A 25,046-nucleotide genomic window follows, 5' to 3' on the forward strand; every position below is an offset into this window, starting at 1 on the left:
GCAAAATCTCGTTCGCCTGACGAAGCTCCCGGTTCTCCCGCTCCAGTGCCTTCATCTTCTCGGCCACGTCGCTCGGCAGGCCAGCCCGCTTGCCGCTGTCGACCTCGGCCTTCTTCACCCATTCATGGAGGGTATGCGCCGAGCAGCCGATCTTGGCCGCTATCGATGATACCGCTGCCCAGCGGGAGCGATGTTCGGCTTCATGCTCCGTCACCATACGCACGGCACGGGCGCGGACTTCAGGGGAGAATTTGTTCGTCGTCTTGCTTGTCATAGACCCTACTTCTCACGAGTTGGGGTCTCCGGTAAATCCGGTGCGGTTCAGGCAAGCGCGTGCCTGCACTCCCGCTTAAGCCAATGCGATGTACATCTCCTCTCCGTCGTATATGGAATTTGGCGTAGGATGAAATGATGAGCAGATGGCCAAAGACGACGTCTAAGCGTTAGGAATTGCGGACAGGTGTTTGAGCCAGAGGATTGTTGCGGCCAGAGCGATCATGGCTCGATAGTTCCTTGCGGTTTTCTCTTATAGAGTGGCGATGCGGCGAAACTGTTTGAGTTTTGAGAGCAGCATTCGACCAAATGTCCTTGGGCGTAGAGTTGTGTCGTTTTACCTGAGACCCATCGTCCCTCCAATTTTCAGGAGAGTCTTGGGTTAACTTTAGATTTTTATGCGGTTTCTGGCACTTAACGTGAGAATTGGTGGTCGACAAAATCGATGGCGTTCTTTCAATGAGCGATCCATTTCCGATGACCTACGGGCGAAAACAATGATGGCTTTGAGAGCGTTTTCAACGATATCGCGGACCACGCAAGCCAATTGCGAATGTCTTCGTAATTGCACATAATTCGAGATTCTCGTCGTCAGGAATCTCAGATTATCTGCCAAACAAATTCGAAACAGCCGCATTCTTGCGTTTAAGTGCCAAACGACAACGTCGCCCCGACGTGGCCGATGGAGATTCTCTAGGCAGCTGCATGTACTCTATTTCGGGCCATTGGCCGAAATAAATTGACTTTTTGCGGAAATTGCGCGCAATGTTACCTTAATACAGGAAGGCCATAAATTATGTTGCTCGAATTCCGTGTCAATAACTACCGCTCAGTCCGTGACGAGGCATTGCTGAGCATGGCCGCGAGTCCCGACTCTACGTTAGAGAGCACGCATACCCGTGAAACCGGCCTGGAAAAGGTGAAGCGGGTGCTCAATACCGCGGCTATTTATGGAGCCAACGCCAGCGGCAAGACGAACATCATCCGTGCCCTGCAATTCATGCAGAGCATGGTGACAACGTCAAACCAGGTGCAACCCGACCAGCAAAACAACCTGACCCCATTCCGTATGCGGCCAGATCATGAAACTCACCCGACCTTATTCGAGGCGACGTTTCTTATTTCCGGAAAGCGCTTTCAATACGGTTTCGAGTTGACACGGGCCCATGTCCTAAGCGAATGGCTGCTGGTTTACGAAAGTGCGAAGCCGCAGGTCTGGTTCTCCCGCACGTACAATGAGAAGAAAAAGAGCCGCTACGACTATACCTACAGCGATTATTTCACCGGCTCGAAGAAGCTCTGGGAGAGCGCGACCCGAAAAGAAACGTTGTTCCTCACAACGGCCATCCAGCTAAACAACGAGCAGCTGAAGCCCCTCTACCAGAAGTTCGCCGAGGATATGGCCATCTTCCCGGATGGAGGGGGCATAGGTTACGGGTTCTCAGCCAACTATGCGGAAGAAAACTCCCGAAACCTGTCGAGCGTTGTGTCCCTGATCGCTGCTGCCGATACGGGCATTTGCCGAGTATCATTCACGAAACAGCCTGGTCGGCAATTTCATATTAATCTAGGCACAGGTGTACCGGAGGTTAAAGACACGGAAATCGACATTCCGCAGTTTGGCCACCTAGCCTTGGGCGAGGTGTACGAATTTGAGTATGGCGAGGAATCCGCTGGCACGCAGATCCTCTTTAGCCTCTCGGGGCCCATCTTGGATATTCTACAGCGCGGCCGCCTACTGATCGTCGATGAACTTGACCGGAGCCTTCATCCGCTGCTGGTGCAGAAGATCGTTGAGATGTTCAACAATCCGGAGCTGAACTCCAAGGGAGCGCAGCTGATCTTTACCACCCATGACGTGTCCCTGCTCGACGGCAAACTCCGGCGCGACCAAATCTGGTTCGCCGAAAAAGACGCAGCCCAAGTCTCGCATCTCTTCCCCTTGCTGGAGTTTTCGCCACGGAAGGGCGAAGCCTTGGAGAAAGGCTATTTGGGTGGTCGCTACGGCGGCATCCCAATCTTCGGTACGACGAAAGATTAAGATTTGGCCAAGAAGCACCGCTTTGAACGTACTGAAGCACGCCTGATACGCCGACCGGGTCGCAAGAGGTCCTATGACCGGACGCTGATCGTGTGCGAAGGCGAAAAGACAGAGGTCAATTATTTCGAGGCTATCCGCCGCGAAAAACGACTCCCTAACGCCGATATCCGTATTGTGCCGTCCAACTACGGAACCTCTCCGTTGAACATCGTCGAGTATGCGATCGACCTGTTCAACGAAACCAAGGCCTTTGATCGCGTCTACGTCGTCTTTGACCGGGACGACCATCCGAGCTACCACAATGCCCTCGCCAAAGCTGAGGCCACCGACAAAAAGCTGAAAAGCGACGAGGGGAAAGCGGTTCCGTTTACCGCCATCCCGTCGGTTCCTAATTTCGAGCTGTGGGTCCTTTTGCACTTCCGCGACGTTCTCTCTCCCATCCACCGGACCGAGGTCTATGCCGAGTTGCGAAAGCCGGCGCACTACCCGACCTATGCCAAGAACAGCAAGACAGTGTACGAAGACACCAAGGATCGGATTCCCGCCGCCACGGCCCGCGCGGTCAATCTTCGCGCGCAGTTTAACGCACATAGCGGCACGGATCCCTTCACGGACGCCGACGTGCTGACCGGCGAGATGATGAAGATTGCCGGTCGGTTCTCCTAGATCGGCGGGCTTGTAAAGGCGGCCGCGGCGTTTCGGGCCGCGATTGAACAGACGTCATCGGACGAGTTGCCGATCAGCCTTCAGTGGTTCTCCGGAGCGCCCTTAGCGATGAGAGTGACCTTCTAGGTTATTATCTGAAAACTCACGAGGATTCGGATCAGGACGGGCTTTTCCTATCATCTCCGTCTGTGTGACGCCAAACAGACGCTTCGCGCTCCCGTTCCAACTGGTGACAAGCCGTCCAGAGTCTGGCTCACACGTGCCCTTTACGGCACCTCAAAGAGGATCTGACCCCACCTTAAATCGAACACCTTGAACGGATGCGAACCTACGACCCAGTGCAAGACGTCTCACAGGATGGCTGGTGACGGCTTGGCACGTTACAACGATGACTGACGGAAGCTTCATTTCGCTCCTCCCAATTATCTGTTCGGCAGATTGAAGAGTTCTCTGATTCTGTTTGCCAGCGAAATCGCCGGCTTATGCGCGCTGTCTGGCGCTAGCAGCTTCCGCTCCGTCTCAAGTCGTTTTGCCAGAACGGCGCTGAGTTCGTCGGCGATCGCCGGTCGTTCCATCAGGATCGATGCGACATGCGACTGACTGATCTCGAAGGCGACAACCGCTGTCAGTGCCTTGATGGTTCCCGTCTCGGCCATCCCTGTCAGCAGCCCGCCCTCGCCGAACCAGTCACCCGGCGACAAGGTCAGCAGTTCCTTGCCGTCATGATCGATGGTGGCGATGCCGGAGCGTATAATGAAGATCGAATCCAAGATATCGCCCTCGCGGGCGATAATATCGCCTTTCCTAAACACGCGGCGCACCATGGCCTCGCTCAAAACTTCCTTCTCGTCGTCCGTCAGCGATTCTAGAAGCGGAAGTGCGTTCAGCAAGCGCCATGCCGTCCCAGGATGCGGTGTTTGCGGCTCTGCAGTCCTTTCGGCGCGTGCGGGAGCATCCCGTGCGTCCGCCAGCATGACACCGGCGGCCTTGGCGTGCCTGAATGTCAGGTCGAAGACTTCGTTTTGCGCCGAGACCGATTTATCAAGGCTGGACAGGCGGTATTTGAGCTCGAGTTCGATCCCTTGGGCATCGATGGAGGTCACCTTCACAGAAGGAGGCGGATGCCGGACTATGTGGTTTGCGGCCCTCAAGGCCGTTTCCATCAGCTCCACGGCTGCCGCCGGCGTCGTGGACAAAGCGAGCCTTACCTTCAACGAAGCAGCGTGTGACGAATCCGGCTTGCTGCGATTGACGAGTTTCGACTTTGCCAGAGAGCTGTTCGGTATCGTCACGAGATCGTTGTCACCGTTTATCAGATGCGTCGCGCGCCAGTTGGTCTCGACAACCCTGCCCTCACCCCCATCCTCAAGCGCCACCCAATCCCCGACGGAATAGGGGCGGCCGAGATTGAGAGCGATTCCGGAAAAGACGTCGCTCAGTGTGTTTTGCAGCGCCAGACCGAGGATGATGGCGAAGACGCCGGATGTTGCAACCAACGTGCCGACGGGAACACTGAACACGTAGGAAATGATCGAAAGGAAGGCGCCAACATAGATGATCGCGACGATGAGATCCTGAAGGAGCCTCGCCTCTCGCGGCTGCCGCTCGAATATCAGGAAAATCCTGACGAAACCCACTAGGCATGCCGACCCCACCAGCCACCATGCCGCCTTGGCGATCGAGAGGGAGATATCATCGACCTTGTTGGGCCCGAGTGTCGCCGGAGTGAACGGCGCATCGTTGTTCGCATACAGCATCGCACTCAGCAGGATGAAGAGCGCGATCCTGTTCAGCAGCCGGAGGTTCCGGCTGTTCCGAAAGACAATCCAGTTCGTCACTCCAAAGACGATTACCAGTACAACAAGCTGGACAGCAGCGTTGCTCGCGAGCTCCATGTTCAAGATCTCCGATAAGTGACGCTTAGGCACGTTGCTGCGTCCAATTTCGATGTTCGGAGAACGTCCCGGTCGCAGAATTCTGGTTTGCCTCGTCAGACCGTTTTACATCCCTAACGCATTCTGGGTCGCCACTCTCCGCGCCCACTTGACCACTAGGACAGATCCGACGACGGCAAGTTATGAGGGTCCAGTTGGTGCCCGAATGGTTCGAGGCGCGCGTACCTCCAAGGCTATTGCGAACGCGACATACACCGCCACAAGGCCCCCCAGGGTCAGAATCTCCGGCCTCACATCCGACAGCTCAGCGCCGAGTTGGCCGACATTGACAAGCGCGTTGATCGCGCTCGTGCTTGGCACCACAAGGGCAATCGACCGCAGCGGTTCGGGAATGGCATCCCCCGGCCAGGAAAACCCGGAGAGAAACAGAAATGGCATCCCGATCGCGGCGGAGACAAGTTGCACAACGATCGGGCTGCGAAAGAGCCTGGCGACCACCATTCCAAGTCCTGACACAGCGACCACGAAGGGAAGTGCCACGATAAAGATGGCAGCCGGAGAACCAAGCCTCGGAATGCCGTAGAGATAGGGAAGAACGATCAGATAGTAGGAAAAGACCACCGCCTCCAGGACAAGATAGGCAAGCAGCCTGCCGCCGACCCTGACAGCGGCGCTGGCCCTTTCGCAGACCTCCGCCTGATCCGGGTCGGGATACGTGCCGAGCAGGCCGACGCCGATCAGCAGCGTCTGCTGAAGAATGAGCACAAAGGCGGCGGGAAGGATATAGGTGGCATAGCCGCCCTGAGGATTGAACAGCGGGATCGCGGTCGTCGGCATCGGATCGGGGACGACGGCCGCGACTGCCGGATCGACCGAGGCGGCAGTCAGCCTGCCGGTCTCGACCTCCGCCCCGATGGTTTTCGCGAGCGTGTTCACTGCGCCGGAAATGCGGGAGTTGATCAGGAAATAGCTGGCGTCGCCGTAAAGCGCGATCGGAGCGGACCTGCCGTGCAGAAGGTCGCGCTCGAAATATTTCGGGATGACAAGCACGCCATAGACGTTTCGCGCGAAGACCTCCCGTTCCGCAGACGCCTGATCCGGCAGGAGCGCTGCGATGGACACGTCCGCGCTCGCATCGAGCCGCCGGGCGAACTGTCGGCTCATATCGGTCCCATCGAGATCGACGAGGGCGATCGGTACGTCCCGGAGCGCTTCCGTCCGGTATGGTTGCGGATAGAAGACGGAGTAGAGAACAATCGCCAGTACCATGACCGAAAACACCGGCCGCAGCAAAAAAATGCGCCGAAGCTCATGGCGGAAAACCCAGAGCAGTCCGCTCATGCGATCGCCTCCGATCCGCGGGTTGCCATGCGTTTCACACGATCTGCTCGCCTTCCGATGGTTTCAAGCCGCAACGCTGTCATCGAAGCGAAGAAGATCGCCATGAAAAGCAGCACGGCGATCGGACGGATAGAGAGATCAAGCGGCGTGCCGCGAACAGTCTGGTCGACACGGGCCATCAGATACCAGGTGCCCGGCAGGATTTGCCCCCAATGATAGGCGAAGGCGTTCATACCGATCCGCGGAAATCCAATGCCCATGAATCCGAAGGCGGGAGCTGTGATGAGCGTCGCGATGCTGACGGCGCTTTGCATCGGCTTGAGAACAAGACCGATAAACGCACCGAAGAACTGGTTGGCGAGAATGAACAGAGCTCCTGCAGCAAGCAGGAGAAAACGATCGCCTCGAAGAGGAAGTCCAAAGTGGATAAAGAGCAGAGCGTCAGCGACCCCCAGGACGAAGAGAAACACCAGGGTGTAGGGAAGCATTTTGGCGAGCATCGCCGGCCAAAGTCCGCCGCCCAGACGGCGCAACACACGAAGCCGATGGCGTGTCTCCGCATCCCGTCCGATGGAATAGGCCATGGTCGTCACGATTATCGTCTGCAGGATCGCCGGAAGCAATGCCGTCAGGAGGAAGTGGGTGTAGTTCAGGGTCGGATTGAACAGGGGATTCACTTGCACAGGGATCGGTGCAAGCGATGACTTCGCGACATCGACAGGCTGTCCGCGCGATGTCCTGAGCGACAGGCGGATCCCTGCCTCGACACCGGCAAGCGCCGCATTGACGCCTCGTAAGGTCAGATTGCCGGCCGTCATTCGCTGGGTGTTGTAGAAGAAGACCACCTCCGGCCTGCGGTCCGCGAAGACGTCGCGTTCGAGATTCTTTGGGATCATCAGCAGGCCGTGGACCTTCCCTGACAGGATCAACCGGCGACCCTCGCCGAGATCGCTGACGTGCATGACCACGGCGGCGTCCGGCGTCGCATCGACCGTGCGGATGATGGTGCGCGACAGGTCGCTCCCATCGAGGTTCAGGACAGCAATGGGAAGTCGCGTTGCGAGGCCCTCGCTGAACACGATCGACAATATGCCCATCAGCATCAGCGGTAGAACCACCGTCAAAAATGGGAGAAAGGGGCGCTTCCGAAATTGCGCGGCCTCTCTCAGGAAGACGAGGAAGAAACCCGACCTGATGCTGCGGGCGCCAGGCATCTCAACGGCCTCCCCTCGTCCATGAGGCGATGACACTCATTCCGGGACGCAATCCCTCGACCGGCGTTGTCGGCTCCGCGCGCACCTCGAAGGTCCTGAGATCGAAATCGCCCGTCGCCCGCGTTGCCCGCCAGGTGGCATATTGTCCCTGGGCGTTGATAACGGTCACTTTCACGTCCACGCGCAGATTGCCAAGCGCCGGGACGGTAACCGCAAACGTGTCACCGATCTTCAGCCCGTCGAGGAGATCTTCACGCAGATTGAAGGTGAACCACGGGTGACCGATGTCGATCAGCGAAAACAGCGGTGCTCCCGGGCTGAAGTTCTCGCCGAGTTCGGCGACACGGGTGGTTACCTGTCCGTCGATCGGCGCGCGTATGGTCAATTCCGCGATATCGGTCTTCTGCTGATCGAGTGTTGCACGGGCCTGGTCAACCTTCGTGGCGGCAAGCGCCTTTTCCTCCTTGCTGGAACCCGCAACGGCAAGCGCGAGGTTGGCCTGGGCGGCTTCGCGCTTGCGGATCGCAGCTTCGAGATTACGTCTGGCCTCATCGACGGTCGCCTGCGCGACGGCGGCCGTGCTCAAAAGTCTCTCCTGGCGCTGTTGATTGGTCTGGTAGAGGACGACGTCGGCCTCCGCCGCGTCGACCTCGGCCTGCCGCGCGGCAATGGTCTCCGGCCGGGTGCTGTTGACCCTCACAAGGTCGGCTTGTGCAACGCCAAGAGCCGCCTCCGTGGCGTGCATGGCGGCGACCAACTGCGGACTTTCGAGTTCGGCGATGATTTCGCCCCTCTTGACGGTGTCACCGACGTCGGCGTTCAGGACGCGAATGCGCCCCGAAACGCGCGGGCTGATGTCGACGCGATCGGTCGATACCTCTCCCTGCACCACAAGTGGCGGCGGAAGAGTTGCAAACCAAAGCGACACGCCGAGGGCGCCGAGGCATGCGAGCGCGATCAGCAGGCGAAGCACACGTCCCATCATGTCCGCCCCTTTTATGCGTCGCCGGAGTTCACGAAATCGACCCCTGTGACGGCGCTAGAGGACTTGGCGACATCGGGATCGACGCTGGCATGGCTTGGATTGGTCTGGGTGACCATCTCCTCAGCCCTCGCCCGGATGTAAGGTTCCATGTGCGCAGCATGGGTGAGGATCCAGAACTGCTTTGCGGCGATCGCCGCGAAGACCTGATCGGCGACCTCGGACGGTTCCATGGCATGGGAGGACTTCGTCGCGTCGGCATCCTCGGATTTGCCTGCCGTCTCGGACTTCATGATGTTGGTCTTCACCAGAGCGGGGCAGAGCACAGAGACCCCGACGCCAGAGCGGCTTGCAACGAGTTCACGATAAAGCGTCTCCGAAAGCCCGACGACAGCGTGCTTGCTTGCCACATAGGCGGAAGCCGCGGGAATGGTCACGAGGCCGGCGGCCGATGCCGTGTTGATGATGTGACCGGACTTTCTCTGGCGCAGGCCAGGCAGGAAGGCGAGCAGGCCGTTCACCACGCCGCCGACATTGATGTCGAACATCCGCTTCCAGTCGGCCTCGCTGTGGTCCCAGGTGAGCGACAGCTTCGTGATGCCGGCATTGTTGACGACCAGCCAGGGATCTCCCAGCGCTTGCACCGTCTGGTCGTGCAGTCGCTTGATATCGTCGAGTTTGCTGACATCGGTGACGACGGTGATCGTTTCCGCGCCTGCGGCCTCGACGATTTTCTGTGCTTCCGCAAGCCTCTCCTCACTGAGGTCGGCGAGCGCCACCTTCATACCCTGCCGCGCGGCCTCAACCGCAATTGCGAGGCCGATGCCGCTCGCACCGCCGGTAATGACGGCGACCTTGCCGTAAAGAGCCTCGCTCTGACCCTGCGCCATTTTCAACCACCCTGTCCTGTTCGGTAAAACAGAGGGTAAGGCTTAAGCATAGCGATGGAAGTTAGCCGAATGTGAGATGGACGCGACTAACAGTAGCTTCCCCGTTAGTTCGCCCCAGCCGCCCTCGAACGGCTCGTCGAAAACGTTTATTGACGCCGTTCGTAACACAGTGAGAAAATCCGCGAGAGACGCGGAGGGACGTTAATGGACCTGAAATCCGAACCTGCACCTTCTTTGATCCGCCGCCAGATGGAGGTGCTGCGCACCAGCCGCGCGTTCACGGGTTCGGACCGCCTGTTTGCGCTTCTGGAATTCGTGGTCGAGGAGACGCTTGCCGGACGCGGACGCGGCCTCAGGGAGGCGGTGATCGGAAACGCCGTCTACCAGCGCGATCCACCGTACGATCCACGGGTCGATTCCACCGTCCGCGTCGAAATTCGGCGTCTGCGCAAGAAGCTCGAAGAATACTTCTGCGAAGGTGGCGCCAACGATCCCGTTGTGATCACGATCCCGGTTGGCTCTTACATCCCGGTTTTCGGAAACGAGCCGTCTCCGTCCATGGCGTCGGAAGCCGGACAGGCGCGCAGGATATTCAAGCCGGGACAGGGAACCATCATCGTCGTCCTGCCGATAAGATCGTTTGCCGCAAGCGATGAACTGCGTGAATGCGCAGATCATCTCACTGAAGAATTGATCTATGCACTTGGATCCGAACCGGGCATCAGCGTACCCTCGAGAACGACTACCTACACATTTGCGGGCGACACCAAGACACTTGCGGAACTTGCAGCGGATTTTGGGGCGGACGCTGTTGTGCAGGGAACACTTGTCGAACACGCTGGCGCCATTCGCGTGACATTGGAAATTTCCGACAGCCGCGGCATTGTTGTGTCCTCGGATCGCTTCGAAGGCGACATCGAGGCGCGTACGACGCTCCCGGAACGGATCGCAACGACGCTGGTGAGCCGGGTCCGTTTCGACAGCACGAAAATGCGGATGCGCCAGATCAGTCCCGGTCCCTCCGCCGTAGACAGTCATTCGAAGATCTATCGTGCCCGCCAGTTGCTGGACAAACAAACCCCCGAGCATTTGCGGGAGGCGCTGGTGCTCTTCACCCAGGTCGCTGATGCCGCCCCGGACTACGCCCGTGGACATTCGGGCATGGCCGATTGCTATTGCGATTTGTTTCGGCTTGGGATCATCGACCACGACACGGCTCACAGGAATGCAAGAGACGCGGTCACGCATGCGCTGGAGATCGACCCGGAATCGGTCGAGGCGCACACAGCGCTGGCGACGATCCAGGCATGGCTCGAACGGGACCGAAAAGCGGCCGAAGAGAGCTTCCAGACGGCCCTTGCGCTGGGGCGCAGCGCGAGAGCGGCTTGTCTCTACGGCACCTACCTGACGATCATAGGATCCCCTGACGAGGCGGAGCGCATGTTCCGGGAAGCCCGACGCATCGAGCCATTTTCTCAGCAGCAGGACATTGGCGAGGCCGTGAGCCGTTTCCAGGCCCGACGCTTCGACCTGCTTTCTGAAGCCGAATCCGCGATCGACAGGCGTAACAAGCCCTTGGAGGCCGCCTTCTATCTGGCGCTTGGCAATCACTTCGCGGGCAAGCCAGATAGCGCACGGCAGTACGGCGGACCTCTGAACCATTTGCTCGCCACCAATCCGCAAATCGTATTCGCGGATGCCGAAATCGAGGCCTGGCTCGGCGAGCCGGAGCGCGCTCTACGCGTAATTCGGGCCGGCAACCCCAAAGCGAGCCACTTCGCCCACGCCTCACTTGCCTCCGCCGTCGGCGACGCCGAACTCGTCTACACGCACCTCAACCTGGCACTTGATCGACAGGAACTGCCAACCGTCTGGCTGCGCACCGACATCCGCTTCGATGCCTTCCGCTCGACCAGTGAGTTCAAGCAGATTCTCGCCCGGCTCGATGCCCTAAGACTGTCCTGATCCGCATCACTAACGAAGCTCACGGTTCTCTCCGGATACATCTCACTTCCGGCTCAAGCACCGCCATCCTATCGTCGCGGCCAGGATCAACGAAGGCGATGGGACGTGAGCCAGAACAGTCAGTACCGCAACGCGGACCTCATCGTCGACCGCATCCACGGCGTCCTCGGACATTACCCGGGCTATCGCACCCTCCACGCCGACGGCCGCCTCTACAAGGGAACGTTTCGGGCATACGAGGTGGCTCGACGCTTCACCCGCGCCGCACACCTTCAAGGCCAGAAACTTCCGGTCACCGTCCGGTTTTCGAAAGGCGGCGGCAATCCCTATGCGCCCTTCAACGCCACCGTCGGCATGGCAACGCGCTTCTATCTTGAAGACGGCCGGGTCACAAATCTCGTGATGCTGAGCCAGAAGCTCTTTTTCGCCAACACGATCGAGCAGTTTGTCGAATTGGTGAACGCGCTGCAGCCGACCGCTCCGGGCGCGGGTGTCAACAAACCGGGATTGGACGCCTTCCTGGCCAAGAACCCGAACGTGGCGAACGTCTTTAAGATGCGCGCCGCAACCCTCGCCCCCGTGAGCTTCGCCAACACGGAGTTCCACGCCATCCACGTCTTCCGGTATGTCAACGCAGCCGGTGACGTGACCCATGTCCGCTGTCACTGGATTCCCCTCGACGGCGTCAAAGGCCAGGACCCGGACGTCTTGACGCATGAAAGCGTCGACGTCCTGTTTGGCGAGGTTGAGACCCGGCTGAATTTCGGACCCGTAGAATTCGAACTCGAACTCGAACTGGGGCAGCCGGGCGATCCACTGAACGATGCAACCGCCCTGTGGCCGGAAGATCGTGAACGCATCCGGATCGGTCGCATGACCCTGGTTGCGGCGACAAGCGAAGAGGAGATCGGCGACCGTCTGATGAACCATGATCCGACGATGCTCGTCGACGGCATCGAAGCAACCGACGACCCGATCCTCCAGATCAGGCGGGGCGTCTATGAGGCGTCGGCCGCCCAGCGCAGCGGTGGTTGGCATGGAGCGCCGTCCAAATCCGGAGACTGAACCCATGGGCCGGCGAAATCTGGAATATCTTCGGTCGATCGACGCGGCGTGGAACCGCCGGCAATGGGACGATTACGCGGCTCTCCTCGACGATGATCTCGTCTCCTGGATGTCCGGGGATCAGGAGCCTCACCGAAAGGCCGAGCATGTGCTGAGAGCACAACGCTTCTGTGCGATGTTCCCCGACAGTCACGTCGAAGAGGATTACATCGATCTGATCCTCAGTCTCGACGGACACAAGACCTGCAGCGTGGCGGTGATGACCGGTACTGGGCCCAAAGGCGAGGCGCGCTTCCGTATCACCTTCGCCCTTATCTGCAAATGGCACAACGGCCGCATCGTCGAGCAGCGCGAATATATCGACCGGGAGCTGTTCGAAAAGCAGCTCGGTCATTCAACCCCTCACAGTGGAGAACAATGATGAGCGATACTATCGCACCCGTTGAAGAACGCATGGCAATGGCGCAGCCAATCACCGAACAGCCGGATGGACCGGGCAAACGTATCGGAAAGCGCGGCGAATTGACGTTGATCGGCAACGTCGTACCGGGCGGGGCAAAACTCTTTCGCGAGCGCCTGCCACAGTTTCAGGCTGAAGCCGGCTACTGGGAGAGCCGTGTCGGCACCGTTCAGGAATTCCGCGGGTTCCTCTTTGACAACGATACACGCTACATGCTGACAGTCGTCTATGATGGCGACTTTAAGCCTTATCTTACTGACATCGCCAGCCAGGCTCATCCATGGCTTGACACGTTGGCGACCGGTGTCCTTGAAGATTACCCGGGCATCAACACGCCCGAAGTTGCTAAATGGGTCGAGGACCGACTCGTTGCAGCAGAATTCTTTTATGTTAGCAATCCCGATGTCACGGCTCGCGACGTCACCAAAATGAAGAAGCTGTCGAAGGCCGTCAGCGACCTTCTCGACGCGGCATCGTGATGACCGTTGCACTGGAGCTTCACGATATCCAGGGGACGGTTCTGCGCAATCGTCCCATGCCGTATTTCGGCAGCTATCTGGTGTTCAGGATCCACGATCCTGCGCATGCTCGCGAGCTTCTGAGGCGGCTCGTGCCGCGCATCGCGTCGGCGGCCGACTGGGATAATCCGCCAGAGGATGCGTGGATCAACATCGTCTTCTCCTACTCCGGCCTTGCCAAGATGGTGCCAGATGCGAGCATCGTCGCGGGCTTTCCGCCGGAGTTCCGCCAGGGAATGGCCGCTCGTAGCGCATATCTGGGCGATGTCGGAAATTCGTCTCCCGACAACTGGGATCTGCCCCATGCAGGCAACGGCTTCGACGTCGGCCTCCTCGTGATGGCCGGCAGCATCGAGCTGAAGGATGAGAAGCTAGCGATCGGTCACGCCGCGCTCGCAGGCCTTGCGGGAGTCGAACTGTTGGCGCGGCTCGACGTCGCCGTTCCATCGACATTGCGCGAGCACTTCGGCTATGCCGATGGCATCAGCCGCCCCTTTATCGAAGGACAGGGCGGCGAGCCCCTCCCCGGACAGGACATTCTCAAGTCGGGAGAATTCGTTCTTGGATACGAGAACGAGCTGGGGGCGCGTGCCTCTCTCGATGCCCCGGAAGAACTCTGGCGCAACGGCACCTTCATTGCCATTCGCAAGCTGCGACAGGATGTTGCCGCATTCCGGCGTTTCCTGAAGGACTCGGCTCCGGATACGAAGGGGCAGGAGTTCCTCGCGGCCAAGATGATGGGCCGCTGGCGCAGCGGAGCGCCGCTGGCACTCTCGCCGGACAGCGACGACGCGGCACTTGCAATGGACCCGGTTCGCAATAACGACTTCCGCTACGCCGATGACGATCCGGACGGGAAGCTTACGCCCGCCGGAAGCCACATCCGACGGATCAACCCACGTGATGCCCTCAGGAACTCCTTGACCCAGACTCGGCTTCACCGGGTTATGAGGCGTGGCTTTTCCTACGGCCCCGAGCTGGAGGAAGGTTCTACAGACGATGATGGCGTCGATCGCGGCATCGTTCTGGCGATCATCAACGCCGATCCGGGCCGTCAGTTCGAGTTCGTCCAGGCACAATGGATCAATGACGGCGACTTCATCTCGCAGGGCGACCGATCGGACCCGATCGTCGGCAGACGCGACCGCGCCGACGACTATCAGTATCCCGCCTGTCCGGTCAGAAAGCGCGTCGGCGGACTGAAGGAGTTCACCGTGACTCGCGGCGGTGAGCATGTTTTCCTTCCGGGACTCGGCGGTCTTCGCTGGTTATCGAATCAGTAGTGAAGCTGCACAGGGAATGGTCATGGCTTTATATTCTCATAGTGCCTTGGCTTATTGAACTCTCCGCAATCGAAGGTGGTCGTGCAGTCGATGCTGTCCGATACGCGGAGCGCGCTTAGCACGTCTCAGGACCGATCTCGCGGCAGGCGAGTGCGCGCGACGAGGGCGCCGGTCAGAGCGATCGCCACCACAGCCGCAATCCACGCCTGGTAAAGGCCCACGCCGAGGACGAAACCCCGATGACGGGGCTGACTACGTCCGTGACCGCAACGAGCGACTGGATTGCTCCCATGACAACGCCCTGCCGCTCCTGAGGAACCCGAACGGAGAGGGCTGCCATGAAGGTCGGCCGTGCCAGCGCAACACCCGTACTGACGCAGACGACAGCGAAGGCCAGTGTCGGAATATGCGTTGCGAGGCCAGCCGCGATGTAGCCAAGCGAGAGAATACCAAAGATCACAACAACGAGATCCCGTTCACTGAAGACATCACTGATCCTCTTCAACAGGAAGAGCTGGACAACGATGTTGATGACGCCATCGGCGACGAGAAGGTAGCTCAGTTCCTTCGGGCCGAAGGCGTGTCCGTTCCACGTAAACGTGTCTCCCAGGAATACGGCGAGTTGCGAGGTGAAGAGGCCATAGGAGAAATAGTGGCAGAGAAGAACAATGATGAGCACGCGGATGGCCGGCGCTGCGGCGAGCGACGCGAACGACGCCCTTTCGTGGATCTCCGCGTTCCCGACCTCGCCGGTGAGCTGGTCGGGCGCGACACCCTTCACCCCAAAGGTGGTGATGACGATGCTGGTTGCCGTAAAGATCAAGGACAGCCAAATCGGGGCTGTGAGCGAAATATCCAAGACATAGCCTGAGATGCCCGGCCCGATGATACCGCCGAGACCAAGCCCGGCGCTGAGGATGCCGATCGTCTGGCGCCTGTTGGCCGGGGAGCTGTTGTCAGCGACGTAGGCGGCGGCTGCCGAAAAGTTCGCGGCGGTGAGGCCGAGCAGAACTCTGGCCAGCAGGACGATGGCGACGGCATTTGCAAGGGAAAGCAGTGACAGGCTCACCAACGCGCCGGCCTGGCTTCCAAGCAGCACCCTCTTCCGGCCAAACCGGTCTGAAAGCTGCCCGAGGATCGGAGCAGCAGCGAACTGGCTGAGCGCTTCGGCGCCGAGGACAAGGCCGAGAACGAGCGGCGTGGCGCCAAGCTCTCTGAGATAAAAGGGCAGGATTGGTAAAACTGCACCGGCACTTGCAGCGTCGAGGCTTACGATGACGAAGACAGGCAGCATCAACCGCCAGTCCAGCCGTGGCTGGCGGGAGGGCTCCTCTTCGGCACCGATCGTTTTCTGGCGATCGCACATCTCAGGCGCGACCGTGTTGATCGTTAGAATGGCGTGTAAAGGATGTGGAGCGGTCATCAAGGCCAACCCTTTTGAGATATTCCTCAAGAGCGCCGACGTTCTCGGCGGATACGATCGCGCCGACGTAACCGTCGGGGCGGATCAGCGCCCACGAACCAGGCGCCAAGGCGTAAGCCTGCCGCACATAATCCCCATCATCGATAATGTCCGACCCGATGACATGAACATGCAGCCCCCAGCGCGCCGCGATGAGAGTTCCTTCCACCTGATAGCCGAGCAACGTCCAGTGCGGCCCCCTGAATAGATCGAACAGTCGCCGCCCCTGCCCCGCGGCGCCTCGTATCGGCGCATCCGGCGCGCGATCTCCAGCCAACATGCCATGTTTGCGTTCCGGCATTTCCAGGGCGAGGCTTGTTTCGGGATAGCCGATATCGAGCTGGTGCACCTCGCGCCCACGCCGCATCTCGCCGCGCTTCATCGCGTCGAGCAGCCCGGTTGCGAGCCCCAGCATGGCCTGCGCCACGGGCCGGCGTTCCTCTTCATAGCTGTCCAGCAAGGCTTCAGGCGCGCCCGACAGGACTGCCGCCAGCTTCCAGCCGAGATTATAGCCGTCCTGCACGCTGGTGTTCAGCCCCTGACCACCAGTCGGCGGATGAGTGTGCGCGGCATCGCCGGCCAGAAAGACGCGACCCGACCGATAACGATCCGCCAGCCGGGCATTCATGGTGAAGGCCGACGCCCACGAGACGGTTTCGATAACGATGTCGCTGCGGCCGGTGCGCTCGGCAATCAATGCAGTGAGGCCGGCGGGCGACAGGTCGATGTCGCCTTCCATCGGGATAGGCCCCTGAAGCTGGAAGAGGTCAGTGCCCGCCAGCGGGCAAGCGGAGATCTGACGCTGCATGTCCCCCTCGCCGAAACGATGCCAGACATCCCGTGAGAGACCAGAAAGCGTCACATCCGCGACGATGGCGCGCAGGCCGAGCGTCCTTCCGGGAAATTCAATGCCGAGCGCGCGGCGGACGAAGCTGCGTCCGCCGTCTGTCCCGACGAGCCAGCGGACACGCACCGTTTCCTCGCCGGATCGGGCCGCGAGCCGCGCCGTCACACCGTCCCCATTCTGGTCGAAGCCGATGAGCTCCGTGCCGAACTCGGGACGATGGCCGAGTTCAGCCAGTCGTTCACGCATGACCCGCTCGGTCAAGAACTGCGGCACCAACAACGGCAGATGATAGGGTTCGGCGGATGTCGCCGGTTCGGCCTCGACTACGTCGGCATCGACAAAGCTGCCATCGTTCCGATATTCGCGCTGCTTCGGATAGAAGCCGCCGACTGCGACGATGCGGTCGAGAATGCCAAGGTCCTCGAACACTTCCTGCGTTCGCGGCTGAATACCCTTGCCGCGAGAGCCGCGAAACGGATCGTCGAGCTTTTCGATGAGCCTGAAGGAAACACCGCGCCGTGCGAGATCAATGGCGAGCGTCAAGCCAGCGGCTCCCGCGCCGCAGATGAGGACATCCGTTGCGAAATCATTTGTCATGTCGGCCTCCATATGTGTATTATGCACTTAAATGGAGATTGCCGATGCCGTCAAGAATTAATGTGCAAAATACACTCGATTCCGCATCATTACGCGAATTGCATGGAGCGCTAATCGATATCGTCAGTGTAATGAACCGCCCGCAACGCGATGAGTACATGGTCCAAGAGGCCGGCATCGCGCTGGATCGAGCGCTGTTTCCGCTGCTGGTCATGATCGAGCGAATAGGCCCGATCGGCATCGTCGATCTCGCTGACCGCGTCGGGCGCGACTACACCACCGTCAGCCGACAGGTCTCGAAGCTGGAGGAACTCGGTCTTGCCGAACGCCAGGAAAGCGCCACCGACCGCCGCATCCGTGAGGCGGTTATCACAGCCCGGGGCAAGGCTATGACCGACAAGGTTGATGACGCTCGGGACAAGATGGCTCGCGAGATTTTCGCGGATTGGGAGGAAGGCGAGGTCAAGGAACTCATCCGCCTTATGTGCCGCTTTGCAAACGCCGTGAACGGAGCGACTTGAAGGACCGGTCTCGGCGCTGGGTGGAGGGCTTGTGCACGGCGAAAGGGTTCTCGCAATTGGCACTCGCCGTTATTGTTGCGGTGCGGACAGTTCCGAGAAGGTAACTTGCCTTAATGGGATATGAACCGATATCACAGCGTAGCTAATCTTCAAAGGTGCAAAGAAATCAAACGTTTAGAAAAATTGGGCCGTCGCACAGCTCAATCAACATGCCACTACGCTGTGATGGCCTTGATAGGCGAAGTCTCCCTCCGCATATATTGCGGATATTTTTGTTGAGCTGCCTGTGGAAAGGGTTCAGCACATCAGTCTCAATGGCTATTGCGTCAGAACCGCAGTAGACAGCCTTGATCTGAAATTGTTGTGGCTACAGACTTCCACTATGCCAGCGGGATTACCCGATGTCTCAAGACTCTGACAGATCGACCACGTTGGTGTCATGACGCGGAACTCAGATACGATCACCTTTTAAATTTGGTCCTCTCAGCCTTAGGATACGAGAGCTATGTCACCTAGCTCTTTCTCAGCGACAGGCGCTCGGACTTTCGGCAAAGCAGTCAGGAAAACCGCTCTCGGTAGGTGGGTCGGCTCGTTATGCGACCTCTCAGATTGAAGCTATTCCGGCGACCGTCGGGTCGCCGGACCCTTTCTGAACGTCAGATTTAGCCGTGAGGCAGAAACACGCCGCGGAATCGCATTTTGCCGGAAGATAGCCGGTCATATGCTTCGGTGGCCTGATCGAGCGAAAAGGTCTCGACGATCGGTTTGACCTTCCCCTTGGCGGCGAGATCGAGGATTTCCGCCAGGTAGTGCTGTCCACCATGCGTGGAGCCGACAACACGTTGGCGCATCATGTGGAACGGCCTGCCGTCGGAGGGGATCGAGAACGGCTTGCTGAAGTCGAGCCCGCAAAGGACGATGCGCCCGTCAGGTCTTACCCCCGCCATCGCCTTTTCGGCGGTGTCAAAATCGTTGGTCGTGACCAGAAGAATGTCTGCGCCGCCGGCCTCAAGCAGCTCCTTGCCATCGGCGACGACGAGGTCAGCCCCAAGATCGGTGGCCAGCTTGTGCTTGTCCGGCGAATGCGTGATCGCGATGGTCTCAAATCCCAACGCTTTGGAGAACTGCACGGCGACGTGGCCCAGCCCGCCGATGCCCAGCACCGCGACCCGGTCACCGGGCTTGGGCTCCGCATCGCGCAGGCCGCTCCAGGTGGTATAGCCCGCGCACATCATAGGCGCGGCATCCGTGTAGTCGAGGCCGTCGGGCAACAGAACAGTGCCTTCGGCAGAGATCGCGATGTACTCTGCGTGGCCGCCCTGCGTCGCGAAACCGGTCGTTCTGGGTGAATCGCAGTACATAGCCGTCTGGCCGGTCAACGGGCGGTTCTGGCGGCAGTACGAGCATCGGCCGCAAGAGGACTGCACCCAGGTCGTGCCAACCCGGTCTCCCACCTTGCGTGTATGAACGCCCGGACCAACCTCGACGATCTCGCCGACCACCTCGTGACCGGGGGTCTGCGGATAGATATCGCCACCGGCGCCCTGAGTTGCCCAGACGTCTGTATAGCACATGCCAGAGGCGTGAATTTTCACAAGAACAAGCCCCGGCTCCGCCTTCGGAACGGGAACCTCTTGAACCTCCCAAGGCTTGTTCGCCCCGGTCATAACGACAGCTTTCATCTTCATCAAAATTTCCTCTCTTCGGCGGGTCGCTGGTGGGGTTGGCGGTCTGGGAGCCTCACAGCGACCTGGAGGTAGCGTGGACCCCGAGATGCTGCGCCCTGCGCTGATTTTATGACTCGTTGACTATCTAAACAATCTGATCAATTCTTGATGTCATGATGAAAGCAATTCACCAATCCAAGGGCAACGATCTGGCGGCCTTCGCCGCATTCCTTGCGGTCGCGACCCATCGCAGTTTTCGGAGTGCCGCTCAGGAGCTCAACATGACGCCCTCGGCGATCAGCCATTCGATCAAGGTTCTCGAAGAGCGGTTGAACGTCCGCCTGTTCAACCGAACGACTCGTAGCGTCTCGTTGACAGAGGCAGGAGAGCGCTTTGCCGCAAAACTCAGGCCGGCAATGGCCTCGATGGAAGAAGCCGTTCAGGATCTGGAGGGAAATGGTCCCGTCCCCAGTGGCACGGTGCGGATCAATGCCAGCGAAGGGGCTATTCGGCTGGTATTGCGGCCGGTGCTCGCACGCTTCCTGCGCGAGTATCCCCAGGTCCATCTCGACATAGTCAGCGATGGCAGGCTCAGCGATATCGTTGGCGATGGTTTCGACGCCGGCATTCGATTGGCGGAGGCCGTACCAAAAGACATGGTGGCCATCCCGGTGATGGGAGAGGTACGCTTTGCGGCTATTGCGTCACCCGAGTACTTCGAGCGCCGCGGATATCCAGCCGTCCCACAGGATCTAAATAGCCACGATTGCATCCGCTTCCGGTTTGAAAGTGGCGCGATCTATCGTTGGGAATTTGAACGCCTGGGCGTTGTGGAGAAAATCAATGTTTCCGGGTCTCTCACATTGAGTGACCAACCGCTGATGGTGGAGGCCGCAATCGATGGGATAGGCATCGCTTTCGTGCCCGACCATCTTGCGAAAGATGCACTGGAAGACGGCCGCCTCAAGCGAGTTCTGGAAGAATGGTGTCCAGCGTTTCCGGGACTGTGTCTTTATTACTCGGGGCGTCGCCACGTATCATCCGGCCTGAGAGCGTTAATCAAAGTACTTTCTGAAAGTCGTTCCGAAAACTGAGGACTAGGTTTTGTTGACAAGGGCAGTTGCCAGAGCGATCCTTTTGGTTTGGGGAGGCACGGCGACAGTTGGGATTTACGATCTCAGACAATACGTCCTGAAGCTCTTGAGCGGATTCGAACCACTAACCCGTAGCTTTAGATTGTAACCTCTGGAAAAAAGTTCTGTTACGTTGAGCGGTAGGTTAATGTAGCCATTGCCACCCACAGCGGCAAACGGGGCTACTTCTGTCTCAACTGGATTGCGCCGTACACCAGCCGTTGCGGCTACAAGCCGGCCTGATAAATTGATGCGATGACCCAGGATATTCCACCGCTCCTTCATATCGCCCGAAATGCTCACTGGTCTATAAACCATCGTGTCAACTCGACGCTTCCCGGCTATCTCATCATAGCGTCGACGAAAGCCACGAACGATTTAAGTGATCTTTCCGTCGAGGCGCTGAGCTCGATGGGGCGGGTCTTCGCGGTTGTTCAGCGTGCCTTGATGAGCCTAGTCATCTGAATCCGAAATTCGTGTCATAAGCTGTTGTCGACCTTCTGACAGAAGCGCTTGACGGATGCGAGAATGTCGTCTGCCGATTTGGTCCAGCGATATGGCTTGGGGTTTTCGTTGTGGCGCTCGATAAAGCCTTTGATGTCGGCTTCGAGTTGAGCTGTCGAAGTGTGGACGCCACGTCGTGGTTGCTTGCGGGTCAATTCCGCAAACCAGCGTTCGACCTGGTTGATCCAGGAGGCCGAGGTCGGCGTAAAGTGCACGTGGTAGCGTGGCCGCCGCATCAGCCAGTTCTTGATCGATGCAGTTTTATGCGTTGCATAGTTGTCCATCACGATATGCACGTCCAAATCGGGCGGCACGTTCGCATCGATCTGCTTCAGGAAGTCCAGGAACTCGGTGGCCCGATGCCGCTTGTAGCATTTGCCGATGACAAAGCCGGAGGCGACATCGAGTGCTGCAAACAACGTCGTCGTGCCGTGCCGAACATAAGAATGGGTACGCCGTTCAGGCACGCCAGGCATCATCGGCAGCACTGGCTGCTCGCGATCGAGCGCCTGGATTTGGCTCTTCTCGTCCACGCTGAGAACCAGCGCCCGATTGGGAGGCGACAGATAAAGACCAACGATGTCGCGGACCTTATCGACGAACAAAGGATCGCTGGACAGCTTGAACGTCTCAGTGCGATGGGGCTGCAGGCCGAAGGCGTTCCATATCCGGCGGATCGTCGTGTGCGAAAAACCGGCGGCTCCTGCCATCGAGCGGATCGACCAATGGGTCGCATCGGTGGGCGTAGAGCGAAGCGTGCGCTCGATCACAGCCGCAATCTGATCATCGCCGATCGTGCGGGGGCGGCCAGGGCGAACTTCGTCGAGCAGGCCATCAAGCCGATCTTTGAGAAAGCGCCGCCGCCATTTGCCAACCGTGTGTTCATGCACACCGAGTTCGCCGGCAACGACCTTGCTCGCAACTCCGTCGGCACAGCGAAGAATGATCCGGCACCGCTCAGACATGGATCGAGCAACGCGATGCTTACGCACCTGTCGCTCTAAATATTCCCGCTCCGCCTCGCTCAAAACCAATGGTGCCGTCGGTCGGCCAGTCGCATTCGCCATTGCTCAACCTCCCATGAAGAGGCTAAGCGTACAATGTAATGAACTTCAGTTCCAGATGACTAGCCAATAACTCCACGGCAGCTGGCTTGGTTCTGTTTATGGTCGTTAGCGATGGCCGCAGCGCGATGGTTATCCACTTTTCACATCTTCCGAATTACCTCACATTCTTCTCCAGGAAGTCGCGCATGGAGATGTGATGTCCATGCGCATACCCGAATTATCGGCAGGCGAAGCTTTCAGCCTTTTCGAGATCGCCGTGACCGTCATACATGGCTTCGGCAGGATAAAGGCAGAGCGGACGCGTCCTGCCCGGCCATTTGACGCCTGCATCGGCCCGTGCCCTCGCGACCAGTCGGGTTGGCGCCACGCCCTTTTCGACCCATTGTGTCAGGGCACCGAAGGCATCGAATTGATCCGTTCCATAGGCACCCCCCCTCGTATGCGCCATGCCTGGTACGAAGAAGACACGCGCAAAATCACGCGCGGCATCGGCTCCATAGCGTTCTTCAACCTTCTTGTAATAGGCCGCCACATCATACACGGAAAAAGCGAGGTCAGCTGTACCGTTGAAGATGATCAACTTTCCACCATTCGCACGAAATTTGTCCATATCGGGCGAAGCGGCGTTGGTGAAGTCGGTTCCGGCAACCTTGTACACACCGTCGGTCGTCGAGAGCTTCGCAAATTCGCTATCGATATCGGCAGACAGACCATAGCCCAGTAGGTCGGGTGTAATGGTCGGTGGCGTGGTGTAGATGTGCGAAGCCTCCCCGGCAAAGATGGGGTAAAAAGGGTTGCTTGGTTGTTCCGCCATACCGGGATCGAACGGCCACGGCGCATAAATCAGCTTGCCATCACGAGTAAAGGCGCCGGGAAAAAGCTTTTTGAGGTAAGCCGCTTTCGCCTCGGGCAGACAGTCTCGTGTTTCGCTTGGTTTGCAAGCCCAATCGGCAGGATCAGGATGGCAAGTGCTAAAGCGACTGACCATGCCGTCCATGGCACCGTCGAGCATGTCGCAGGCATCGAGGATTCGCTTGGCCACAACGGATTTCTCGTCGGGCGTCAGTGTTTTCGTAATGTCAGGACGTCCGTCCGGTCCCTTGGGAGCAACTGCAGCCGCGATCTGCGCCTGATAAAGAGCCTGAACCGAAGCTTCTGCCAGACGAAAACCCGGCGCACTTGCCAAGATGCCATTGAACAGATCCGGATATTGCTGAGCCGCGATCATAGCCTGTCGGCCGCCGTTCGACGAGCCGTAAAAATAGGAAAACTTCGGCGGTTCTCCATAAAACCGCTGAATGAGACCCTTTGCTGCCGCCGTGACCTGCGGGATCTGCATATTACCATATTCCAGCCTTGCCTGGGGATCCGCACCGAACAGGAAGCGGCCATTCGGCTTGTCAGCAACGGCCTGATGGCCAGAGTCGGTCGTAACGACAGCGTAACCATCGAGCAGCGCGTTTCTGAGATTACCGCCCCCGTTATAAGTGCCCAGGGCCGCGAACAGGACACCATCCACGCCGCTGCCACCCTGATAATAAAATCTCTGGTTCCATTTCGCCGGAAGACGAAGCTCGAATTGTAAGGCGTAGGGTTGCCCGTCAATCCCCGTGCGCTGGTTCATGGCGCCGCGCACAAGGCAATGATCCGGAACAGATTTCTCGGTAACAGGCGGGACGCTCGCCGGGGTGACCTCGGTCAGCGTGACCACACCACCCTTGACACTCGTTCCCTTTAAGGCCGAACAACGCGGTGCGAAATCGTCCGATTGTGCGGCTCGTGCTGTCTCCATCTGATAAGCGCTGGAAAGCATTAAAGCTGTCAGCATTGCAAAGACACTGCGTTTCATGTGTTCTCCTGTTTTAGCAAAAACTGCATAATAACGGGTCCGCAGGGCAGAGGCGCTCAGGATTGAACCGATGGGTCAACCACGCCTCGTCCATTGGCAGCTTCAAAGGGCGAGGTAGGTTTCCTTGAGATCGGCGCGGTTATCCAGTTCTGCGATTGTGCCGGAAAACTGGGTGACACCTTTTTCAAGAATGTAGCAACGATCGCTGATCAGCCGCGCGAAATGCAGGTTCTGTTCGGACAACAGCACTGAGACGCCTTCGCGTTTCAGCAGCATGATCGCTTCGGCCATCTGCTCAACGATCTTGGGTGCGATCCCTTCGGAGGGCTCGTCGAGCAACACAAGATAGGGATTGCCCATCAGGGTTCGACCGATGGTCAGCATCTGCTGCTCTCCGCCGCTCATGCGCCCGGCTGCCCGTTTGCGCATCTCGGCAAGATTGGGAAAAATCTCGTAGATCCGCTCCGGCATCCAGGCAGCGCTGCCGTCTCGTTTGGGTTGGCGCCCGACTTCCAGGTTTTCCTCGACGGTCAGTTCCGTAAAGATCCGGCGATCTTCCGGGACATAACCCAGCCCCTTGCGGGCGATTTCGAAAGGCGCAAGGGTCGAAATGTCGTCATCGCGGAAGACGAGCCTGCCTTCGCGACGGTTTACCAGCCCGAGGATGGACTTCATCGTCGTAGATTTTCCGGCACCATTGCGGCCCAGAAGTGCCACGACTTCGCCACTCATCACCTGGAGACTGACATCGAAAAGAATATGGGCAGGCCCATACCAGCTGTTCAATTTTTCAACATTCAGCATGT

At 58.8% G+C, this 25,046-nt stretch carries 21 protein-coding genes and 1 pseudogene; 9 read left to right on the top strand and 13 right to left on the bottom strand.

What is annotated here, in order from left to right; genetic code table 11:
- Both F3H58_RS25615 and F3H58_RS27850 read right to left on the bottom strand, forming a co-directional pair.
- On the bottom strand, positions 1-274 hold a 274-nt coding region (locus F3H58_RS25615), incomplete at its 3' end, for a transposase (RefSeq protein ID WP_149744232.1).
- Positions 275-436: 162 nt separating this feature from the next.
- Positions 437-603, bottom strand: a pseudogene (locus F3H58_RS27850) (IS5/IS1182 family transposase); the annotation flags it as partial.
- A gap of 466 nt (positions 604-1,069) precedes the next feature.
- On the opposite strand from F3H58_RS27850, the gene F3H58_RS25625 reads away from it, so the two are divergent.
- Together F3H58_RS25625 and F3H58_RS25630 are read left to right on the top strand one after the other, a co-directional pair.
- Complete coding sequence (locus tag F3H58_RS25625; protein ID WP_149744233.1) at positions 1,070-2,314, top strand: AAA family ATPase; 1,245 nt, start codon at positions 1,070-1,072, stop codon at positions 2,312-2,314.
- A gap of 3 nt (positions 2,315-2,317) precedes the next feature.
- Positions 2,318-2,980 (top strand): RloB family protein, encoded by a 663-nt coding sequence (locus tag F3H58_RS25630; protein ID WP_149744234.1) that lies wholly within the window; start codon positions 2,318-2,320, stop codon positions 2,978-2,980.
- 422 nt (positions 2,981-3,402) lie between these two features.
- Here F3H58_RS25630 and F3H58_RS25635 read toward each other — a convergent pair whose 3' ends face one another.
- The 5 genes from F3H58_RS25635 to F3H58_RS25655 all read right to left on the bottom strand — a co-directional run bounded on the left by F3H58_RS25635 (position 3,403) and on the right by F3H58_RS25655 (position 9,302).
- On the bottom strand, positions 3,403-4,875 hold the full coding sequence (locus F3H58_RS25635; RefSeq protein ID WP_149744235.1) for a cyclic nucleotide-binding domain-containing protein: 1,473 nt from the start codon (positions 4,873-4,875) through the stop codon (positions 3,403-3,405).
- A 180-nt stretch (positions 4,876-5,055) separates the two neighbouring features.
- On the bottom strand, positions 5,056-6,216 hold the full coding sequence (locus F3H58_RS25640) for an ABC transporter permease (protein ID WP_149744236.1): 1,161 nt from the start codon (positions 6,214-6,216) through the stop codon (positions 5,056-5,058).
- Complete coding sequence (locus F3H58_RS25645; protein ID WP_149744237.1) at positions 6,213-7,430, bottom strand: ABC transporter permease; 1,218 nt, start codon at positions 7,428-7,430, stop codon at positions 6,213-6,215. Before F3H58_RS25645 ends, F3H58_RS25640 begins: the two co-directional genes overlap by 4 nt.
- 1 nt (position 7,431) lies before the next feature.
- On the bottom strand, positions 7,432-8,412 hold the full coding sequence (locus F3H58_RS25650; RefSeq protein WP_149744266.1) for an HlyD family secretion protein: 981 nt from the start codon (positions 8,410-8,412) through the stop codon (positions 7,432-7,434).
- 14 nt (positions 8,413-8,426) lie between these two features.
- Positions 8,427-9,302: an SDR family NAD(P)-dependent oxidoreductase gene (locus tag F3H58_RS25655; RefSeq protein ID WP_149744238.1), complete on the bottom strand. Its 876-nt coding sequence runs from the start codon at positions 9,300-9,302 to the stop codon at positions 8,427-8,429.
- A 204-nt stretch (positions 9,303-9,506) separates the two neighbouring features.
- On the opposite strand from F3H58_RS25655, the gene F3H58_RS25660 reads away from it, so the two are divergent.
- From F3H58_RS25660 to F3H58_RS25680, 5 genes are all read left to right on the top strand, one after another.
- On the top strand, positions 9,507-11,267 hold the full coding sequence (locus F3H58_RS25660; protein WP_149744239.1) for a hypothetical protein: 1,761 nt from the start codon (positions 9,507-9,509) through the stop codon (positions 11,265-11,267).
- A 105-nt stretch (positions 11,268-11,372) separates the two neighbouring features.
- Complete coding sequence (locus tag F3H58_RS25665; protein ID WP_149744240.1) at positions 11,373-12,332, top strand: catalase; 960 nt, start codon at positions 11,373-11,375, stop codon at positions 12,330-12,332.
- A gap of 4 nt (positions 12,333-12,336) precedes the next feature.
- On the top strand, positions 12,337-12,753 hold the full coding sequence (locus F3H58_RS25670) for an ester cyclase (protein WP_188129071.1): 417 nt from the start codon (positions 12,337-12,339) through the stop codon (positions 12,751-12,753).
- The gene (locus tag F3H58_RS25675; protein ID WP_149744242.1) at positions 12,753-13,271 is read left to right on the top strand and encodes a hypothetical protein; all 519 of its coding nucleotides are present in this window, start codon (positions 12,753-12,755) and stop codon (positions 13,269-13,271) included. The genes F3H58_RS25670 and F3H58_RS25675 overlap by 1 nt, the downstream gene beginning before the upstream one ends.
- The gene (locus tag F3H58_RS25680; protein ID WP_149744243.1) at positions 13,271-14,593 is read left to right on the top strand and encodes a Dyp-type peroxidase; all 1,323 of its coding nucleotides are present in this window, start codon (positions 13,271-13,273) and stop codon (positions 14,591-14,593) included. Before F3H58_RS25675 ends, F3H58_RS25680 begins: the two co-directional genes overlap by 1 nt.
- A gap of 172 nt (positions 14,594-14,765) precedes the next feature.
- On the opposite strand, the gene F3H58_RS25685 is transcribed toward F3H58_RS25680, so the two are convergent.
- Positions 14,766-16,016 (bottom strand): MFS transporter, encoded by a 1,251-nt coding sequence (locus tag F3H58_RS25685; RefSeq protein WP_286170113.1) that lies wholly within the window; start codon positions 16,014-16,016, stop codon positions 14,766-14,768.
- Positions 15,961-17,499, bottom strand: coding sequence for an FAD-dependent oxidoreductase (locus F3H58_RS25690; protein ID WP_149744244.1), 1,539 nt, complete (start codon positions 17,497-17,499; stop codon positions 15,961-15,963). Before F3H58_RS25690 ends, F3H58_RS25685 begins: the two co-directional genes overlap by 56 nt.
- Positions 17,500-17,543: 44 nt before the next feature.
- Between F3H58_RS25690 and F3H58_RS25695 the strand changes: the two genes are divergently transcribed.
- Entirely contained in the window at positions 17,544-18,020 is a 477-nt protein-coding gene (locus F3H58_RS25695) for a MarR family winged helix-turn-helix transcriptional regulator (protein WP_149744245.1), read from the top strand.
- A gap of 662 nt (positions 18,021-18,682) precedes the next feature.
- Here the strand turns inward: F3H58_RS25695 and F3H58_RS25700 are convergent.
- A complete protein-coding gene (locus tag F3H58_RS25700) occupies positions 18,683-19,708 on the bottom strand; it encodes an alcohol dehydrogenase catalytic domain-containing protein (protein ID WP_286170114.1) in 1,026 nt (341 codons plus the stop codon).
- Between the two features lie 152 nt (positions 19,709-19,860).
- Between F3H58_RS25700 and F3H58_RS25705 the strand changes: the two genes are divergently transcribed.
- On the top strand, positions 19,861-20,781 hold the full coding sequence (locus tag F3H58_RS25705) for a LysR family transcriptional regulator (protein WP_149744246.1): 921 nt from the start codon (positions 19,861-19,863) through the stop codon (positions 20,779-20,781).
- A 518-nt stretch (positions 20,782-21,299) separates the two neighbouring features.
- Here the strand turns inward: F3H58_RS25705 and F3H58_RS25710 are convergent.
- The 3 genes from F3H58_RS25710 to F3H58_RS25720 form a co-directional block, all read right to left on the bottom strand.
- Positions 21,300-22,391, bottom strand: a complete 1,092-nt coding sequence (locus F3H58_RS25710) for an IS630 family transposase (protein ID WP_149744247.1) — start codon at positions 22,389-22,391, stop codon at positions 21,300-21,302.
- Between the two features lie 217 nt (positions 22,392-22,608).
- Positions 22,609-24,240, bottom strand: coding sequence for a tannase/feruloyl esterase family alpha/beta hydrolase (locus tag F3H58_RS25715; protein ID WP_149744248.1), 1,632 nt, complete (start codon positions 24,238-24,240; stop codon positions 22,609-22,611).
- Positions 24,241-24,342: 102 nt separating this feature from the next.
- A complete protein-coding gene (locus F3H58_RS25720) occupies positions 24,343-25,044 on the bottom strand; it encodes an ABC transporter ATP-binding protein (protein WP_149744249.1) in 702 nt (233 codons plus the stop codon).
- Positions 25,045-25,046 lie beyond the last annotated feature (2 nt).

Source organism: Rhizobium sp. NFACC06-2 (genome assembly GCF_900101425.1).
Taxonomy (GTDB): domain Bacteria; phylum Pseudomonadota; class Alphaproteobacteria; order Rhizobiales; family Rhizobiaceae; genus Agrobacterium; species Agrobacterium leguminum.

Coding starts and splice junctions, on each gene's coding strand:
- F3H58_RS25670 (WP_188129071.1), top strand. CDS start 12,337: ATGGGCCGGCGAAATCTGGAATATCTTCGGTCGATCGACGCGGCGTGG.
- F3H58_RS25675 (WP_149744242.1), top strand. CDS start 12,753: ATGAGCGATACTATCGCACCCGTTGAAGAACGCATGGCAATGGCGCAG.
- F3H58_RS25690 (WP_149744244.1), bottom strand. CDS start 17,499: ATGACAAATGATTTCGCAACGGATGTCCTCATCTGCGGCGCGGGAGCC.
- F3H58_RS25720 (WP_149744249.1), bottom strand. CDS start 25,044: ATGCTGAATGTTGAAAAATTGAACAGCTGGTATGGGCCTGCCCATATT.
- F3H58_RS25645 (WP_149744237.1), bottom strand. CDS start 7,430: ATGCCTGGCGCCCGCAGCATCAGGTCGGGTTTCTTCCTCGTCTTCCTG.
- F3H58_RS25715 (WP_149744248.1), bottom strand. CDS start 24,240: ATGAAACGCAGTGTCTTTGCAATGCTGACAGCTTTAATGCTTTCCAGC.
- F3H58_RS25705 (WP_149744246.1), top strand. CDS start 19,861: ATGATGAAAGCAATTCACCAATCCAAGGGCAACGATCTGGCGGCCTTC.
- F3H58_RS25710 (WP_149744247.1), bottom strand. CDS start 22,391: ATGGCGAATGCGACTGGCCGACCGACGGCACCATTGGTTTTGAGCGAG.
- F3H58_RS25685 (WP_286170113.1), bottom strand. CDS start 16,016: ATGACCGCTCCACATCCTTTACACGCCATTCTAACGATCAACACGGTC.
- F3H58_RS25700 (WP_286170114.1), bottom strand. CDS start 19,708: ATGAAGATGAAAGCTGTCGTTATGACCGGGGCGAACAAGCCTTGGGAG.
- F3H58_RS25660 (WP_149744239.1), top strand. CDS start 9,507: ATGGACCTGAAATCCGAACCTGCACCTTCTTTGATCCGCCGCCAGATG.
- F3H58_RS25650 (WP_149744266.1), bottom strand. CDS start 8,412: ATGGGACGTGTGCTTCGCCTGCTGATCGCGCTCGCATGCCTCGGCGCC.
- F3H58_RS25625 (WP_149744233.1), top strand. CDS start 1,070: ATGTTGCTCGAATTCCGTGTCAATAACTACCGCTCAGTCCGTGACGAG.
- F3H58_RS25695 (WP_149744245.1), top strand. CDS start 17,544: ATGCCGTCAAGAATTAATGTGCAAAATACACTCGATTCCGCATCATTA.
- F3H58_RS25640 (WP_149744236.1), bottom strand. CDS start 6,216: ATGAGCGGACTGCTCTGGGTTTTCCGCCATGAGCTTCGGCGCATTTTT.
- F3H58_RS25655 (WP_149744238.1), bottom strand. CDS start 9,302: ATGGCGCAGGGTCAGAGCGAGGCTCTTTACGGCAAGGTCGCCGTCATT.
- F3H58_RS25635 (WP_149744235.1), bottom strand. CDS start 4,875: ATGGAGCTCGCGAGCAACGCTGCTGTCCAGCTTGTTGTACTGGTAATC.
- F3H58_RS25680 (WP_149744243.1), top strand. CDS start 13,271: ATGACCGTTGCACTGGAGCTTCACGATATCCAGGGGACGGTTCTGCGC.